Below are 16,497 nucleotides of genomic sequence, written 5' to 3'. Positions count from 1 at the left end.
TTCAGGGCCGAGCTGTGGGGTTGCGCGTCGACAGGTAGGCGATATATCGTCGAAGTATCGACGATAGAGCAACGAAGTTCGGGAGGACATCATGAGCAGCACAGCAGGCAGCGACCACCTCTTCGGCGGGTTCGGTCCGGAGGACCGCCACGGCCCGGACGACCGGGGTCACCGGCACCACGGCGGTCACGGGCACCACGGCGAGCGGCCGGACTCCGGGCACCGGCGCGGATTCGGCCACCCGCACGGATTCGGGTTCACCGCGGGCCCTCCGGGCGGATCGTGCGGCCCCCGGCCCGGCCACGGTGGTCACGGCTTCCCCTCCGGCGGCCACCACGGGCCCCCGCCCGGTCACCACGGCGGCGAGTTCCCGTTCGGGCCCGGGGGCCGGTTCCCGGGGCGGGGCTTCCCGTTCGAAGACGGGGAAGACGAGGAGCCCGAAGGCTTCCGGCCCGGGTACGACGCGGCTCGTGGCCCGGGTGGGTTCCCGCCGCCTCCGGGCGCGCCGGGGTTCCCGGGATTCCCGGGCGGTCCCGGTGGCCCGGGCGGGTTCGGCGGCCCCGGAGGTCCGCCCTGGATGGTCGGCGGTGGCGGTCCCCCCTGGGCGCGCGGCGGCCGTGGCCCCGCCCGTCCGGTGCGGCCGGCGGTGCTCGCGCTGCTGGCCGAGGAACCCCGGCACGGGTACCAGATCATGCAGGAGATCCGCCGCCGCACCCACGAGGAGTGGCGGCCCAGCCCCGGTTCGATCTACCCGATCCTGCAGCAACTGGAGGACGAGGGCCTGGTCCGCACCGACGAGTCGGGTGGCCGGCGCGTCGCGCGGCTGACCGAGGCCGGGCGGGAGCACGTGGCCGGGCGGGAGGAGGAGTTCGCGGGGCTGTGGGAGTCGCACGCGGCCGGGGAGGATCCCGGCGCCGACCGGGTGCACACCCTCTACAAGCAGCTCGGCGACCTCTCGGGTGCGGCCGGGCAGGTCGCCCACGCCGGGACGGACACCCAGTTCGCCGAGGTCGGCAAGATCCTCGCCGAAGCCCGCCGCCGGATCTACGGCGTGCTGGCCGAGGACACCGAAGACTGACCGGACCGGGGCGGCAGGTCCACAGTGGACCTGCCGCCCCGGCGGCCTGCGCCGGTACCGCGCCCGCGGCGAACCCTTCGGCCGGGGGACAGCGCCGGGCCGAGGGTGGAAGTGCTGCGCAGGCCGCCGTCGAGGACCGCGGCGAAGTGGGCCGGCGCCGAAGCTCCATACCGGCGGTGCCGCCCCGTCGATGACCGTTCGGTGGACGCGGCCCGGGGGACCGGCCGACGATGGAAGCCGGCCGCGAACATCGACGAAGGAGCAGGCAGATGCGACTGATCGCGCTGGAGGAAGCCTTTTCCATCCCCGAGCTCACCGCCCGGCACCCGGGCCTGACCGACCTCGGCCCCATCCCGATCAGCCGCGAGTTCGGCCGGCACGTCGCCGAGCGGCTGCCGGACTTCACCGGGCTGCGGCTGCCCGAAATGGACCGTCACGGCGTGGACGTGCAGGTCCTTTCGCTCACCGCGCCGGGCCTCCAGGCCGGCCTCGGGGCCGGGGAGGCGCTCGCCGCGGCGAGGCTCGCCAACGACTACCTGGCCGGCGTGATCGCCGGGCACCCGGACCGGTTCGCCGGTTTCGCGGCCCTGCCGATGCAGGACCCGGAAGCCGCGACGGCCGAGCTGCGCCGCGCCGTGGAGGAACTCGGCCTCCGCGGGGCGCTGGTCAACGACCACACCGACGGCCGCTACCTCGACCACCCGGCCTACGAGCGGTTCTGGACCACGCTGGAGGAGCTGGACGTGCCGCTCTACCTGCACCCGGGCGCCCCGGCGGCCGAGCCGTGGAAGCTGGTGGACGGCGCCGCCGAGCTAATCGGGCCGACCTTCACCTGGGGCGCGGAGACCGGCGGGCACGCCCTGCGCCTGCTCTACTCCGGCGTCTTCGACCGGCACCCCCGCGCGCACCTGATCCTCGGGCACATGGGCGAGTACCTGCCGTTCATGCTTTCCCGCCTCGACTCGCGCTACGCGACCCTCGACCCCGGCCGCACCCTGGACCGCGCCCCGTCGGAGTACGTCGGCTCGAACATCCTGATCACCATCAGCGGCGTCGCGTCCCCGGCCGCGCTGGCCGGCGCGGTGCTGGCCATCGGCGCCGACGCGATCATGTTCGCCGTCGATTACCCGTACGAGCCCACGGGACCGGCCACCGCCGCGTTCGCCGCCGCGCCGCTGAGCGCCGCCGACCGGCACAAGATCGCGCACGGGAACGCCGAGCGGCTGCTCAAACTCCGGCCCTGACCACCCCGGGGCCGATGCGGGCCCCGCACCGGCTTCGGGCCGGCGGAGCGGACGACGGCGCGAACCGGACCCGCGGCGGCCGGGGGTCACCGGCCGCCGCGAGACCGGGTCAGCTCTTCAGGCCGTGCTCGATCGCCTCGATGATCCGCGGCCGCAGTTCGGCCGCGGAGATGATCGCGTCCACCGAGCCGACCTCGACCGCGCGTTGGATGTTGTGCACCCGGTCGAAATCCGAAGCCACCTGGCCCAGCTTCTCGGCGCGGACGCCGGACTGGACCTCGGCCAGCTCGGCGGTAAGCGCCGCCCGCTCCGCGCCGCTGACCTCGGCCAGCCGGGCCTGCAGCGAGGCCACTCGCGGGTCGTTCGCCGTGCGGGTGTTGACCTCGCCCGCGAACACCACCGCGGCGGCGGGCGCGCCGCCGAGCACGGAGGCGAACGAGCCCTCCAGAGCCAGCACGGTCATCCTCGGGTTCAGCGCCTTGGAGAACACCACGAACGCGCCGCCGTGGTAGCGGGAGATCACGGTGAACACGATCGGGCCGTCGAAGTTGACGATGGCCCGGCCGATCTCGGCGCCGTACTCCAGCTGCAGCTTGCCCATCGACTCCGGGGAGCCGTCGAAGCCGGACAGGTTGGCCAGCACCACCAGCGGCCGGTTGCCGCTGGCCGAGTTGATCGCGCGCGCCGCCTTCTTCGACGAACGCGGGAACAGCGTGCCGGCGGTGAACGCGTCCGGGCCGTCGGTGGGCGGGAAGCCGCGGCGGGGCACCGAGCGCGACTCGATGCCGAGCAGGCACACCGGCCGGCCGCCGATGTGCACGTCTTGCACCGCGGCGGTGTCCGCGTCGGCCATGCCGGCCCACCGCTCCAGCACCGGGTGGTCCTGGTCGGACAGGGCGCGCATCACCGTGCGGATGTCGAACGGCTTCTTGCGGTCCGGGTTGTGCTCGGCCGAGAAGATCTGGCCCACCGTGGTGAAGTCGCTGCCGACGATCGCGTGCGGGTAGTCCGAGACGTCGCGCCCGGCCGGGTCGGTGGTCACGGCCTGGCGCGGCGAGGACTCGCCCGGCACCACGTAGGTGTGGTCGTAGTGCGCCATCAGCACGTCACGCGCCCCGGCCAGGTTCGGCGCCCAGTACTGCGCCTGCCCGTTCGGGCCCATCACCCGGTCGTAGCCGCCGATGCCGAAGTTGTCCTCGGCCGAGACGCCGCCGGAGAAGTCCAGCGCGTCCTTGCCGGTGAGCACCATCGCCGAGTCCGGCGTCATCACCAGGATCCCCTTGGTGTGCATGAGCATCGTGGCTTCGGCGTTCCAGTACGGCTGCGCGCCCACGTTGATCCCGGCGACCACGATGTTGATCTCGCCGCCGCCCTGGGTGAACTCGACGATCCGCTTGAGCGCGGCCGCGACCCAGTCCATGTTCTCGGTGCCGGAGCCCATCGAGATCCGCGCGCCGGAGGAGATCGAGAACCACTCCAGCGGCACCTGCCGGCGCTCGGCCAGGTCCAGCGCGGCGATCACCCGGGCGCACTCGGGCTCGGACAGCGCGCCCAGCGCCTTCGTCGGGTCGCCCAGCAGCACCACCCGCTCGACGCCCTCGGGCACCAGCTTGGACGGCGTGCGCACGACCCCGGCGACGATCGCGGCCTGGTTCCCGCCGCGCGGCCGGTCCACCGGCACCAGCGCGCCGTGGTCGTCGAGGTCGTACTCCACGAAGCTGCCCGCACCGGCCAGCATTCCGGTCAGCTCGTACGGGTACACGGTGTCTCGCCGCGCCGCGCGCAGCACCTTCTGCCGGTAGCCGTCCAGCGGCTGCACCGGCTCGTTCGACGGGGCGCCGACCGCCAGCCGGGCGCCGGAGCCGACGTCGTTGCGGATGGTCACGGCCAGCTCGGTCAGCTCGCCGGTCTCCCGGTCGCGCCGCCGGGCCAGGAAGAGGATCTCCTCCAGGCCCGCGCCCGCCGTGCTCGGCAGCACGCGCTGGGCGAGCAGGTTCAGCTCGTCCATGGTCAGCCCGCTCGGCGGCCAGACGTACAGCACGACGCGGTTGGTGTCGAAGCGCTTCTTGGCCGGCCGCTGCGCCTGGACGTTGCGGATGGCGTCGAGGCAGCCGGCGAGGGTGTCCTCGGCGGCGGGCAGCGAGACGAGCCGCCCGTCGGCCTCGCGCAGCGGGGTGAGATCGCGGACCTGGGCCATCGCGACCAGCCGCTCGTCGGCCGGGTTGGCCTTGGCGACGCACTTGAACAGGTACACCTCCTCGTCCGAGGAGGGCAGCCGGGTCAGGTCGAACTCCTGGAGCCGCTGCAACTGCATGCGTTCGGCCACCCGCGGGTGCAGCCCGCGGATCAGCCGGTCCTCGGCGAAGCCGGCCCCTTGGCGGCGGAAGGTGAAGTGGTGGTGGAACACCGCCCCGTCCCCCCCGGCGACCGTGGTGGTGATCCGGTCGACGCGCTCGGGCAGCGGGTGCGCGGTGATCGCCTCGCCCAGGCGCGCGGCCATCTCGTCCGCGTCCGGCTGACCGGCCCAGTGCAGGTAGAGGTCGGCGACCACGTGCGCGCGGGTGGCGGCGTCCCCGGCCAGCTCGCCCACGGCGCGCACGGCCTCGGGGAGCTGGGCGAAGTCGACGGCGGTGGTGACCACCCGCGCCGGCTCCGCGTGCTCGGCGGTGACGAAGGTGCAGCCCGAGACGGTGCGCGTGCGGATCCCGGACAGGCTCTTGTTGCCGTAGTAGCGGCGGGTCAGCACCTCCAGCAGCGGTGCCGGATCGGTGCCCGCCCGCCCGATGCGCTGGCCCATCAGCCGCACCAGCGGCTCGGAGCCGGCCACCATGGCGGCGATGCGCTCGCCGCGGTCCGGCGCGTCCGGGTGCCGGTCGAGGTGGTGCAGGCTCTGACGCACCCCGGCGTAGACCTCCGCGCGGGCCCGGCGCAGCAGCGGCTGCGCGAACCAGCGGAACACCACGCCGCGGGCCAGGTCGCTGACCACCGGGTAGCGCACCTGCGTGGCGGCCACGAGGTGTTCCAGCGCCAGGCCGGTCTCCTCGCGCAGCTCCTCGGTGGGCGGCGCCTCGGTCAGCCACTGGCGCAGCAGCGCCGAGACGACCTCCACGTCGGAGGAGGCCCGCTGCTGGGCCAGGAAGATGCGGAAGACCGCTTCCTCCAGCTCCGGTGTGCGTTCGAGGTCGGTCACGCCGTAGTGGCCCAGCACCCGCCGCAGCCGGTCCTGGAAGGTCTCCGGCAGCCCGGCGCGCTCCACGTCGAGGCTGCGCAGGTAGGTGTGGAAGTACTCGCGGGCGCTGTGCACCGGCCGTTCGGCGCTGATGTCCTCGCCGGCCGGCTTGTTGCGGGTCAGCTCGGACAGGTCGGCGAACGCGTCCAGCAGCCCGACTTCGGCGGTCAGCGGACGGGCGGCCTCGTCCAGCTCCGCGCGCGCGGCGAGGTAGCCGGTCAGCACGCGGCGCTGGTCGTACGGGTCCACGTCGAATCCGAGCAGCAGGCTGCGCAGGTCCTCCTGCCCCCGCTCGGCGCGGTCCGCCGCCGTGGCGCCGGCGGGCTCGGCGGGCAGCTCGATCTCGACGGCCGCCTCGGCGGTGTCCGCGGCCACGTCCTCGTCGCTTTCGGCCAGCGGCTCCAGGCGCAGCAGCGCCGCGCCCGTCTCCACCTGGCTGCCGATCGACACCGGCAGCTCGCGCACGCGGGCCCGGAACGGCGCGCGCAGCACCGTCTCCATCTTCATGCTCTCCAGCACGAGGATCGGCGCGCCGCCGTCCACCTCGTCGCCGACTGAGACCGGCGTCGCGACCACCAGGGCGGGGGCGGGGGAGCGGACGACGCCGCCCTCGTCGCGGCTGACCCGGTGCGTCACGCCGTCGACCTCGACCAGGTGGACCGGGCCGTGAGTGCCGGTGACCAGGCGGAACCGCCGGCCGTTGACCGTGATCTGGCCGCTGTGGGCGTCGAAGCGGTCGATCTCGACGTCGGCCGGGTGCACCTCGCCGCCGCCGCTGAGGCCGACGCGGAAGCGCTTCGGCCCGACCCGGGCCACGGAGACCCGGTAGGCGGCGCCGCGGAGCTTGAGGTCCAGCGGGCGGCCGCTCTCGTGCTGCACCTGCGGACGCCCGCCGTGCGCGGTGACCAGCAGGCGCGTGCGCGCGATCTCTTCCTCGTCCTCGTAGGCCTCGATGGCCGCCGCGGCGAGCGCGATCGCGGAGTGGCGGGTGGTGACGAGCCGGCCCTCGCCGCGGACGCGGTCGATCCAGCCGGTGTCGGCGCTGGCGTCGATCACCTCGGGCTGGTCGAGCAGGTCGAGCACGAAGCTCTTGTTGGTGGCGCCGCCCTCGATGATCACGGTGGTCTCGCCGAGCGCGCGGCGCAGCCGGGCCAGCGCCTGGGCGCGGTCGCGGCCGTAGGCGATGATCTTGGCGATCATCGAGTCGAAGTCGGCCGGGATCGTGTCGCCCTCGCTCACCCCGGTGTCGACGCGGATGCCCGGGCCCGCGGGCAGCAGCAGCCGCGCGATGTGGCCGGGGGACGGGGCGAAGTCGCGGTCCGGGTCCTCGGCGTTCAGCCGCGCCTCGACCGCGTGCCCGGACTCGGCCGGCTGCGGGCCCTCCAGCTTCCCGCCGCCGGCCACGTGCAGTTGCAGCCGCACCAGGTCGGTGCCGGTGGTGATCTCGGTGATCGGGTGCTCGACCTGCAGCCGGGTGTTCACCTCGAGGAAGGCGAACAGCTTCTCCCCGGGGTGGTAGAGGAATTCGACGGTGCAGGCGCCGCGGTAGTCCACGGCGACGGCGAGCCGCTCGGCCGAAGCCTTCAGCTCGGCGGTCTGCCCGGGCGAGAGCACCGGCGAGGAGGACTCCTCGATGATCTTCTGGTTGCGCCGCTGCACCGAGCAGTCGCGCACGCCGAGGGCCCACGCGGTCTCCCCGTCGGAGATCACCTGGACCTCGACGTGCCGCGCCCCGGTGACCAGGCGCTCCAGGAAGACGACGCCGCTGCCGAACGCGCGCAGGGCCTCCTGGCTGGTGCGCTCGTAGGCCTCGGTGAGGTCTTCGGCCGAGGCGACCATGCGGATGCCGCGCCCGCCGCCGCCCGCGGTGGCCTTGAGCATCAGCGGGTAGCCGATCTCGTCGCCGGCGCGCAGGGCGGCGTCCAGGCTGGCGACCTCGCCACGGCTCCACGGCGCGACCGGGACCCCGACCTCCTCGGCGATCAGCTTCGCGCCGATCTTGTCCCCGAGCTTGCGCATCGCTTCGGCGCTGGGCCCGACGAAGGTGACGCCCACCTTCTCGCACAGTTCGGCGAACGCCGGGTCCTCGGCCACGAAGCCCCAGCCGACCCACGCGGCGTCGGCCCCGGTCTCGACCAGTGCCTTCTCCAGCCCGGCGAGGTCGAGGTAGGGCCGGGCCGAGGCCGGTCCCAGCGGGTAGGCCAGATCGGCCTCACGGACGAACGTCGAGGACCGGTCCGCATCGGTGTAGAGCGCGACCGTCTCGATCTTCGCCCCGGTTTCCGCGGAAAGGTCCCGCACGGCGTGGATCAGCCGCATCGCGGCCTCCCCGCGGTTCACGATGGCGACACGACTGAACACCGGCTGAGCCTCCCATGTACCCACGTGCAGCAGGCGACGTCCGGCCCCCGGATCGTCGCCTGCCCTTGCTTACACCCTGCTCCCCTACCGGCTGGTACACCAATGTCGTGCATGGCGCATGCCGGAGCACCTGGATTGTGGGAACCAGCCAAAAAGCGGCCTGGACCACACCGGTCCGGCCGCTCCCGGCGCGAGGTTCGCCACAAAGCACACCGGACAAGCTAGCGCGCTCCGGCCGGTGCGACGACGGGGGTAAGGGGCGGACAGGGGGTCTTCGCCGCCACGCTGCGTCGTGGCCACCCGCCGTTCACCGCGGGTGGCCGGTCGATCCCGGTCCGCTTCCGGGTTTCGGCGCGGCGGATTTCGGCGCGGCGGCGACCCCCTCGCCCGGGACGCGGACCGGACGGCGCCTTCGAGCCCCGGGCCGGGTTCCCCCGTCCGGCCCGGTCCCGGACGGCACTGCGGTTTTCGCGCCGCACCAGCGTTCGGACCGCGGTTTCCCACGGTCTCGGGCCGTTCGGGAAGGGAGCCTTGACACGCCCTTCCGGCTGCCCCTACCTTCACCGGTAATCGATTTCTCGACGAGGGCGGCCCGGGCCCGGCCAGGGTTTCGGGCGGCCGAGGGGCGAGGGCGGGAATGGGCGACGAGGGCGTCGCGCTGGTCGAGCTGGCCGGCGTCAGCAAGGCCTACGGCGGGGTGCGGGCAGTCCGCTCGGTGGATTTCACCGTGCGGGCGGGGGAGGTGCACGCGCTGCTCGGGGAGAACGGGGCGGGCAAGTCCACCCTGATGAAGGTGCTCTCCGGTGAAGTGGCCGCCGACGGGGGGACGATCCGGATCGCGGGGGAGGCGGTCCGGATCGCCCGTCCCTCCGACGCGCGGCGGGCCGGCGTCGCGATGATCCACCAGGAGCTGGACCTGGTGCCCGCGCTCTCGGTGGCGGAGAACGTGTTCCTCGGCCGCGAGCCGCACACCCGGGGACTGCTGGACCGCCGCCGGATGGTGGCCGAAACCCGCGAACTGCTGGCGCGCACCGGGGTCGGGCTCGACCCGAGCGCACCGGTGGAGCGGCTGCGCACCGGCGAACGGCAGCTGGTCACCATCGCCAAGGCGCTCTCGCTCGACGCGCGGATCCTGATCATGGACGAGCCGACCTCGGCGTTGTCCCCGCACGAGGTGACCCGGCTGTTCACGGTGATCGGCCAGCTCCGCCGGGACGGGGTGGCCCTGGTCTACATCTCGCACCGGATGGAGGAGATCGGCCGCGTCGCCGACCGGGCGACGGTGCTGCGCAACGGGCAGGTGGTCGCCGAGTTCGACGCGCGCGAGCTGACCGCGGCGCAGGCCGCCGAGGCGATGGTCGGCCGCCCGGTGCACCTGATGTTCCGCGCCGGGGCCCGCGCCGAGGTGGCCGGGCCGGTGCTGGAGGTGGCCGACCTCGTGGTCCGGCCCCGGGCCGGGCGCCGCGAGCCGGCCGGGATCAGCCTGCGGGTCGGGGCGGGTGAGATCGTCGGCGTCGCCGGCCTGCTCGGCTCCGGCCGCACGGAGTTGCTGGAGACGCTCTACGGCGCCGGTCGCCACCGTGCACACAGTGTCCACAGCGGCACGATCAGGTTGCGGGGCAAGGACTTCCACCCACGTTCCCCGCGCGAAGCGCTGCGGGCCGGCGTCGCGTTCGTGCCGGAGGACCGGCGCGTCTGCGGGCTGGCGCTGGAGCACTCCGTGCTGGCCAACACCGTCTTGTCCATTGTGGACTCGCTGGCGCGGTTCGGCCTGGTGCGCGCCGGCCGCGAGCGTCGCCGGGCCCGGGAGACGGCCGAGCGGCTCGGGGTGAAGCTGACTTCGCTGGCCGATCCGGTCGGGGCGCTTTCCGGCGGCAACCAGCAAAAAGTGGTGCTCGGCCGGGCGTTGCTCACCGAGCCGGTCCTGCTGCTGCTCGACGAGCCGACGCGCGGGGTCGACATCGGCGCGAAGGCCGAGATCTACCGGATCCTCGGCGAGATCGCGCGGGCCGGCGTCGGCGTGCTGCTGGCCTCGTCGGAGCCCGCGGAGCTGGTCGGGGTGTGCGATCGCGTGGTGGTGCTCCGCGGCGGTCGCAGCGTCGACGAGCTGGACACCGCGCTGGCCGGCGAAGCGGAGCTGCTGGCGGCGTCGATGGGAGGTGCCCGGTGAAGGCCGTGGCCGTGCTGTTCCGGTTCCAGAGCCTGTTCGGGCTGGTCGTCGTGTTCGCCGCCGCCGTCGCGTTCTCCCCGTCCGACCACGGGAGCCTGGTCTTCCTGGGCGCGGGCAACCTGTTCAGCGTGGTGCGCGCGATCTCCGAGATCGGCGTGCTCGCGGTCGGCATGACGCTGGTGATCCTGGTCGGCGGGATCGACCTGTCGGTCGGCTCGGTGGTCGGGCTGGCCAGCGTCGGCATCGCGGAACTGCTCACCGCCCGGGACTGGGGGCTGGGGCCGGCGGTGCTGCTGATCCTGGCGCTGGGCCTGGTCTTCGGTCTGCTGCAGGGGATCGCGAGCGCGCGGTTCCGGATCCCGGCGTTCATCGTCACGCTGGCCGGCATGCAGATCGCACGCGGGCTGGCCCGGATGTGGTCCGGCGGCGAGGGCGTGACCATCACCTACGGGGACGGCCCGCACCAGGCGCCGCTGACCTTCTCGCTGCTGGGCGAGCGGACGTTCGGCGGCGTGGTGCCGATCCCGGCGCTGATCTTCGCGGGGGTGGCCGTGCTGGCCGTGGTGGGGCTGCGGGTCAGCGCGTTCTCCCGGCACGTCTACGCGATCGGCGGCAACGAGCGGGCCGCGCTCCTGTCCGGCGTGCCGGTGACCCGGGTGAAGGTGCTGGTGTTCGGCCTCTGCGGGCTGCTCGCGGCGCTGGCCGGGATCGTCCACGCGGGACAGCTGAACTTCGGCGGCCCCAACGACGGGATCGGCTACGAGCTGAACGCCATCGCCGCCGTGGTGATCGGCGGGACCAGCCTGTCGGGCGGGCGCGGCTCGGTCCTCGGCACCGTGGCGGGCACCCTGCTGGTCGGGGTGCTGAACAACATCCTGCAGCTCAACGACGTCGACTCGAACGTGCAGCTGATCGTGGTCGGGGTGGTGATCGTGTTCGCGGCCGGGCTGCAGCGGCTGCGCCCGGCCTCGCTCGGCGCGGCCGGGGCGCGGGCCGCACCCGCGCCGGCCGAGAACCAGGCAAGGAAGGGGAACTGATGTCCGAGAACACCCGCCGGACGGCGGTGCTGGTGGCGGCGGGGCTGGCGCTGGCGGCCTGCGGCACCACCCACGAGAACGCGCCCGGCGCGGCTTCCGGCGCCGCGCCCGCGGCCCGGGCCTGCCAGGGTCCGGGCGGCAAGTACACCATCGGCATGAGCCAGGCGAACCTGGCCGAGCCGTACCGCGTGCGGATGGACGACGACGTCCGCAAGGCCGCGGCGGGGGTGCCGCAGTTCACCGTCCGCTACGCCGATGCCGCGCAGGACAACTCGAAGCAGGTGGAGCAGGTCACCACGTTCCTCACGCAGAACATCGACCTGCTGATCATCAGCCCGAACGAGGCCACCCCGCTGACCGGGGTGGTCAAGCAGGCCTACGACCGGGGCATCCCGGTGCTGGTGCTGGACCGCAAGGTCGACGGGGACGCGTACACCTCGTTCATCGGCGCCGACAACGTGGACATCGGGCGCCAGGCGGGCCGGTTCTTCGCCGGGAAGCTGCTGCCGCGGGGCGGGAAGGTGGTGGAGCTGAAGGGACTGGCCGGCTCGACGCCCGCCAAGGAGCGCAGCGACGGTTTCGACCAGGGCATCGCGGGCACGAACGTGACCGTGATCGCCACCGCGGACGGGGACTGGCTGCGGGACAAGGGCCAGCAGCAGGCCGAAGCCCTGCTCAAGGCGCACCCGGACGCGCAGGCGATCTTCTCCGAGAACGACCCGATGGCCGAGGGCGCCCGCCTGGCCGCGCAGAACGCCGGCCGGCCGGACCTGCCGATCGTCGGCATCGACGGGCTGCCCGTGCCCGACGGCGGCATCAAGGCGGTGGAGGCCGGCCGCCAGTCGGCCACGTTCGTCTACCCGACCGGCGGGGCGCAGGCCGTGGCCGCGGCGAAGACGCTGCTGGTGGACTGCCGGCCGGTGGGCAAGACGCAGACCCTCGGCACCCGGCTGGTGACCGAGGACAACGCGGCCGCGGTGTACGAGGAGCTCAACCGCGGGTGACCGAGCCGCCCGCCCGCGGGTGGGCCACGACAACGGTGCGGCGTCGGCCGCGGCTGAGCGAAGGGGCAAGCATGGCTCGAATCGGCGTCCTGGCCATCTCCGACGGGCGCGACCACGTGCACCGCCGCAACACCGGGTTCATCCAGTCCAAACGGGACAGTTTCGTCGCGGCGCTGGCGGCGGCGGGGCACGAGGTGGTGACCGGGGACCCGGTGGCCTCGAACACCGTGGCCACGGCGGCGGCGCGGGAGGTCGCAGCCGCGGGCGTGGACGTCACGGTGTTCTACTACCCGGTGTGGAGCTTCCCGCACTTCACGATGCTCGCGGCGGACGCGACCACGAGCCCGCTGCTGCTGGTCGCCAGCACCGACCCGGCCGAGCCGGGACTGGTCGGGATGCTGGCCGCGGGCGGGGCGCTGGACCAGGTGGGCCGGGCGCACACGCGGCTGTGGGGCGCGCCGGACGACGCGTCGCTGATCGCGGAGATCGGCGTGCGGGCGCGGGCCGCGGCGGCGGTGGCGTCGCTGCGGGGTTCGACGTTCGGGCGGTTCGGCGGGCGGCCGATGGGGATGAACACGGCCGTCGCCAACACCGACCAGTGGATGCGGCAGTTCGGCGTGGACGTCGAGGAGATCGACCAGTACGAGCTGGTGCTGCGCGCGCAACGGGCCGATGCCGCCGATGCCGCCGAGGCGGCCGGCGCGCGCGAGTGGCTGGAGCGGCTGGCCACCGTGCACTACGACGGCGACAAGCTCACGCCCGAGCTGCTGGAGCGGCAGATCCGTTCCTACCTGGCGGTGCGCGACATCGTGGCGGAGCGCGGCATCGACTTCTCCGGGATCAAGGGCCAGCCCGAGCTGACGGAGAACTTCGCAACCATGGACGTCACCGAAGCGTTCCTGAACGACCCGTACGACTGGAACGGCCCCAAGCCCGTGCACGTGACCGCCACCGAGGCGGACATGGACGGGGCGCTGACCATGCAGCTCATGCACCGGATCACCGGCACGCCGGTGCTGTTCGCGGACGTGCGCCACCACCACGCCGACCGCGACATCTGGGACCTGTGCAACTCCGGCCAGCACGCGACCTGGTTCGCCGCGCGCAGCCCGGACCCGGCGGTGAACCTGGCGAAGGTGCACCTGTACCCGGAGGTGTTCTTCTTCCCGGCGGGCGGCGCCTCGGTGCAGCACATCGCCGCCCCGGGCGCGATGACCCTGGCCCGCCTGACCCGGCTTTCGGGCGAGTACCGCCTGCAGCTCTTCGCCGGCGCCTTCGAGTCCTACGACGCCGCGACGAACGCAGCCCTGGCCGCCTCCTCGACCCCGGAGTGGCCCCACGCTTTCGCCCGCCTGGACGTACCCGCCGCGACCTTCCTGTCGGGTTTCGGCGCCAACCACGTGCACGCGGTCCCCGGCGACATCCGCCCCGAACTCCGGGCGGCCGCGGAACTGGCGGGGATACGGGTGCAGGAGTGGAGCCGGGGAAGCGAGTGACGGCCGGGGCCGCTGGGGTTCGTGTGGTGGTTGAGGACTTCCGATGGCGACGGTGCCGACGGTGCCGATGGTGACCATGGTGTCGATGGGATGCGGCCGGGGGCGAGCCGAACCTCGGGACACCTGACTTTCGGCCAGGTCAGACCCCTGTGGCCTGGCCTCCGGGAGGAGTGAACCCAGGGGGTCCGAACCCCGGGGCCGCCGGGTCTGGAGCTGGCCGGGACCTGGGTGCCCCTGGGCCCGGGATGCGGTCGGACCTGGGTGTCGAAGCCCCCGTGGTCGTAGTGGCTGCCGGTCGGATGGGCGGAAACGGCCCGGCAGTCGGCGCGAAGTAGCGGCACGGCAGCCGCGCGAGTGATCAGGGCCGCATAACCCCACTCAAGCTGGTCACGAGCGGCGGCGCGCGCGGGAAAGCAGGGTATTTCCGGGCACACATCCTGTGGTTCCGGTCGCGATCGCTTTGCCTGGCCGCGAGCGGGGCGCACCATGGCTGAAGTGGGCGTGGCCCGGAGCGGCCGCCGCCAGCACTCCCTTTCGAGTGACAACTCATGCCGATGAGTGAGTATTTGAGACCTAGGTCTCCACCAAAGGGGTGAAAGATCGACTGTAGGGCAGCTCGCGGTTTTACGTCGCGTTACTCATAGAGGAACATTCACGTTAGACCCCGAGCACGAATCACGGAGGTACCGCCATGGGCACCGAGAGCCCCGCCGTCCGCGCGACGGTCGTCTTCGGACTGCGCACGTTCGGGGCCGTCCCGCTGCCGGTCCGCGCCGACCTGGAATACGACCCTTCGGACCCGTACGCCATCGCTGTGGGCTACCACGCCGGTCCGGGCGTCGTGCGCTGGCTGTTCGGCCGGGACCTGCTCGCGGACGGCCTGCTCGCCCCCGCCGGCGACGGCGACGTCCGCGTCCGCCCGGCCGCCGACGACTCGCGCGTGATCGTCGAGCTCAACGCGCCCGACGGCTCCGCCGTGCTGGAGGCCCCGGCCAGTGAACTTGCCGACTTCCTCGACCGCACCTACGACGAGGTCCCGGCCGGCGAAGAGGCCCACTGGTTCGACTTCGACCACGAGCTGAGCAAGCTCGCCATGCACGACTGAGCTGCCCGGACGAGCCGTGCCGGCCGGCGAAGGTGGCCGGTGGGTGAAGAAAAGGCGACGGATCGGTTCCGGGTGAAGCCGGGTGGGAGAACGCCACGCCGGTCGTGGTTGACGATTCCCGAACAGTGACCGGGTGTGGTCTCCGGAATTCGGTGCGAGACCCCGATTTCGCCACCCATCCGTCGTGAAAGGGTTTCTCGCTCCTTCGGGTGGCGGTGCGGGACCCGGCCGCGAAAACCGTTGCCGTCGAACGGAAGTCCCCGGGACCGGACCCGGACGCCGGAGACGATCACCGCGCACCGTCCGAAGCGGGTTTTCGCCCCGGCGGGTGGCGCGGGTTGACCTGTGATCTCAGCGGCGTACCGTCAGTGTCAGTTGGCTGTTGTTCAAACTATGTGCTCCGGTCAGCGCCCCGGCAGATACCTGCAGAAGGAGCGCTCCATGACTGCCCGTTTCTCCGTTTTCTCCGCACCCACCGAGCTGACGGTGACCATCACCGCCCGCCGGGATGTGCTGGTTCTCACCCCGGTCGGCGAAATCGACGCCGCCAGCGCCCCCGTCCTCGACGAGGCGCTGCTCACCGTGCTGTCCCGGGGCCTGCGGGTGGTGGTCGACCTTTCCCGGGTCGAATTCCTCGGGTGCGCCGGGATCCGGGTGCTGTGCGAGGCCGCCGGGCGCGCGCCTTCGCTCACGGTGGTGTCCGGGGCCGGGCACGGGGTGCGGCGGTGCCTGGAGGTCACGGACGCCGGGCTGCACCTGACCATCCTGGAAACGCTGGCCGAGGCCGTGCCGCCGGTGCTGGACGGGGAATCGGCCACCTGATCGGGTCGCGGCGTTTCACCGCCGGGGGGCTCGGGTAGGCCGGAGGCATGACCGCTCAAACCCAGAACGTCCCGGAAATCGAGCTGAACAACGGTGTCGCCATCCCGCAGTTCGGGTTCGGGGTCTTCCAGATCCCGCCGGAGGACACCGCCGAGGCGGTGCGCACGGCGCTCGAAGCGGGCTACCGGCACCTCGACACCGCGCAGCTCTACGACAACGAGCAGGGCGTCGGCCAGGGCATCCGGCAGTCCGGTCTCCCGCGCGAGGAAATCTTCGTCACCACCAAGCTCGCCAACGACGCGCAGGGTCACGACAACGCGATCACCGCGCTGGAGGGGAGCCTCCAGCGGCTCGGGCTCGAGCAGGTGGACCTCTACCTGATCCACTGGCCCCTGCCGCACCAGGACAAGTACGTGCGCACCTGGCAGGGCTTCGAGGAACTGCTGCACGCGGGCAAGACCCGCGCGATCGGCGTGTCGAACTTCCAGATCGCGCACCTCGAACGGCTCGCCGAGGAGTCCGGCACCGTGCCCGCGGTGAACCAGATCGAGCTGCACCCCGCGCTGCAACAGGCGGAGCTGCGGGAATACCACCGCGCGCACGGCATCGTCACCGAAGCGTGGAGCCCGCTGGCCCAGGGCGAGGTGCTGGAGGAGCAGGTGCTGACCGAACTGGCCGGCAAGTTCGGCAAGACCGCCGCCCAGGTGGTGCTGCGCTGGCACCTGCAGATCGGGAACGTCGTGTTCCCCAAGTCCAAGACGCCCGACCGCATCCGCGAGAACATCGACGTGTTCGACTTCGAGCTGTCCGATGAGGACATCGACGCGATCGGCCGGCTCGACGCCGGTCACCGCACCGGTTTCGACCCGGACACCTTCCGCGGCTAGCCCCGGGGCACCGTCGCGACCGGAAGAGAAGAAGAGCCGGACCCCTCGGTAAGGGGTCCGGCTC

The 16,497-nt window shown here is 72.9% G+C and carries 10 protein-coding genes; 9 read left to right on the top strand and 1 reads right to left on the bottom strand.

Features of this window, described 5'->3' with window-relative positions; translation table 11 throughout:
- Nucleotides 1-91: 91 nt before the first annotated feature.
- Nucleotides 92-1,078, top strand: a complete 987-nt coding sequence (locus NYF13_RS23245) for a PadR family transcriptional regulator (protein WP_315659638.1) — start codon at nucleotides 92-94, stop codon at nucleotides 1,076-1,078.
- 269 nt (nucleotides 1,079-1,347) lie between these two features.
- Nucleotides 1,348-2,322 (top strand): amidohydrolase family protein, encoded by a 975-nt coding sequence (locus tag NYF13_RS23240; RefSeq protein ID WP_315659636.1) that lies wholly within the window; start codon nucleotides 1,348-1,350, stop codon nucleotides 2,320-2,322.
- Nucleotides 2,323-2,431: 109 nt separating this feature from the next.
- On the opposite strand, the gene NYF13_RS23235 is transcribed toward NYF13_RS23240, so the two are convergent.
- Nucleotides 2,432-7,912, bottom strand: coding sequence for a biotin carboxylase N-terminal domain-containing protein (locus NYF13_RS23235; protein ID WP_315659634.1), 5,481 nt, complete (start codon nucleotides 7,910-7,912; stop codon nucleotides 2,432-2,434).
- A 637-nt stretch (nucleotides 7,913-8,549) separates the two neighbouring features.
- Here NYF13_RS23235 and NYF13_RS23230 point away from each other — a divergent pair.
- From NYF13_RS23230 to NYF13_RS23200, 7 genes are all read left to right on the top strand, one after another.
- Nucleotides 8,550-10,082, top strand: a complete 1,533-nt coding sequence (locus NYF13_RS23230) for a sugar ABC transporter ATP-binding protein (protein ID WP_315659633.1) — start codon at nucleotides 8,550-8,552, stop codon at nucleotides 10,080-10,082.
- A complete protein-coding gene (locus NYF13_RS23225; protein WP_315659631.1) occupies nucleotides 10,079-11,119 on the top strand; it encodes an ABC transporter permease in 1,041 nt (346 codons plus the stop codon). Before NYF13_RS23230 ends, NYF13_RS23225 begins: the two co-directional genes overlap by 4 nt.
- Nucleotides 11,119-12,123, top strand: a complete 1,005-nt coding sequence (locus NYF13_RS23220; protein WP_315659629.1) for a substrate-binding domain-containing protein — start codon at nucleotides 11,119-11,121, stop codon at nucleotides 12,121-12,123. The genes NYF13_RS23225 and NYF13_RS23220 overlap by 1 nt, the downstream gene beginning before the upstream one ends.
- A 71-nt stretch (nucleotides 12,124-12,194) precedes the next feature.
- Nucleotides 12,195-13,619 carry an L-fucose/L-arabinose isomerase family protein gene (locus NYF13_RS23215; RefSeq protein ID WP_315659628.1) on the top strand — a complete coding sequence of 475 codons (1,425 nt, stop codon included), beginning with the start codon at nucleotides 12,195-12,197 and terminating at the stop codon, nucleotides 13,617-13,619.
- A gap of 691 nt (nucleotides 13,620-14,310) precedes the next feature.
- Entirely contained in the window at nucleotides 14,311-14,724 is a 414-nt protein-coding gene (locus NYF13_RS23210) for an SsgA family sporulation/cell division regulator (protein WP_315659626.1), read from the top strand.
- 441 nt (nucleotides 14,725-15,165) lie between these two features.
- Nucleotides 15,166-15,546 carry an STAS domain-containing protein gene (locus NYF13_RS23205; RefSeq protein WP_315659624.1) on the top strand — a complete coding sequence of 127 codons (381 nt, stop codon included), beginning with the start codon at nucleotides 15,166-15,168 and terminating at the stop codon, nucleotides 15,544-15,546.
- Nucleotides 15,547-15,593: 47 nt separating this feature from the next.
- Nucleotides 15,594-16,433, top strand: coding sequence for an aldo/keto reductase (locus tag NYF13_RS23200; protein WP_315659623.1), 840 nt, complete (start codon nucleotides 15,594-15,596; stop codon nucleotides 16,431-16,433).
- Nucleotides 16,434-16,497 lie beyond the last annotated feature (64 nt).

This window comes from Amycolatopsis sp. PS_44_ISF1, from assembly GCF_032335455.1.
Classification (GTDB): domain Bacteria; phylum Actinomycetota; class Actinomycetes; order Mycobacteriales; family Pseudonocardiaceae; genus Amycolatopsis.
The sequence above is the reverse complement of the archived record's forward strand: the minus strand, read 5'-3'. Positions and strand labels throughout refer to the sequence as shown.

Bases quoted from the DNA above. Each gene is read 5' to 3' on its own strand.
- NYF13_RS23245 (WP_315659638.1), top strand. From the start codon at position 92: ATGAGCAGCACAGCAGGCAGCGACCACCTCTTCGGCGGGTTCGGTCCG.
- NYF13_RS23240 (WP_315659636.1), top strand. From the start codon at position 1,348: ATGCGACTGATCGCGCTGGAGGAAGCCTTTTCCATCCCCGAGCTCACC.
- NYF13_RS23230 (WP_315659633.1), top strand. From the start codon at position 8,550: ATGGGCGACGAGGGCGTCGCGCTGGTCGAGCTGGCCGGCGTCAGCAAG.
- NYF13_RS23220 (WP_315659629.1), top strand. From the start codon at position 11,119: ATGTCCGAGAACACCCGCCGGACGGCGGTGCTGGTGGCGGCGGGGCTG.
- NYF13_RS23215 (WP_315659628.1), top strand. From the start codon at position 12,195: ATGGCTCGAATCGGCGTCCTGGCCATCTCCGACGGGCGCGACCACGTG.
- NYF13_RS23210 (WP_315659626.1), top strand. From the start codon at position 14,311: ATGGGCACCGAGAGCCCCGCCGTCCGCGCGACGGTCGTCTTCGGACTG.
- NYF13_RS23205 (WP_315659624.1), top strand. From the start codon at position 15,166: ATGACTGCCCGTTTCTCCGTTTTCTCCGCACCCACCGAGCTGACGGTG.
- NYF13_RS23200 (WP_315659623.1), top strand. From the start codon at position 15,594: ATGACCGCTCAAACCCAGAACGTCCCGGAAATCGAGCTGAACAACGGT.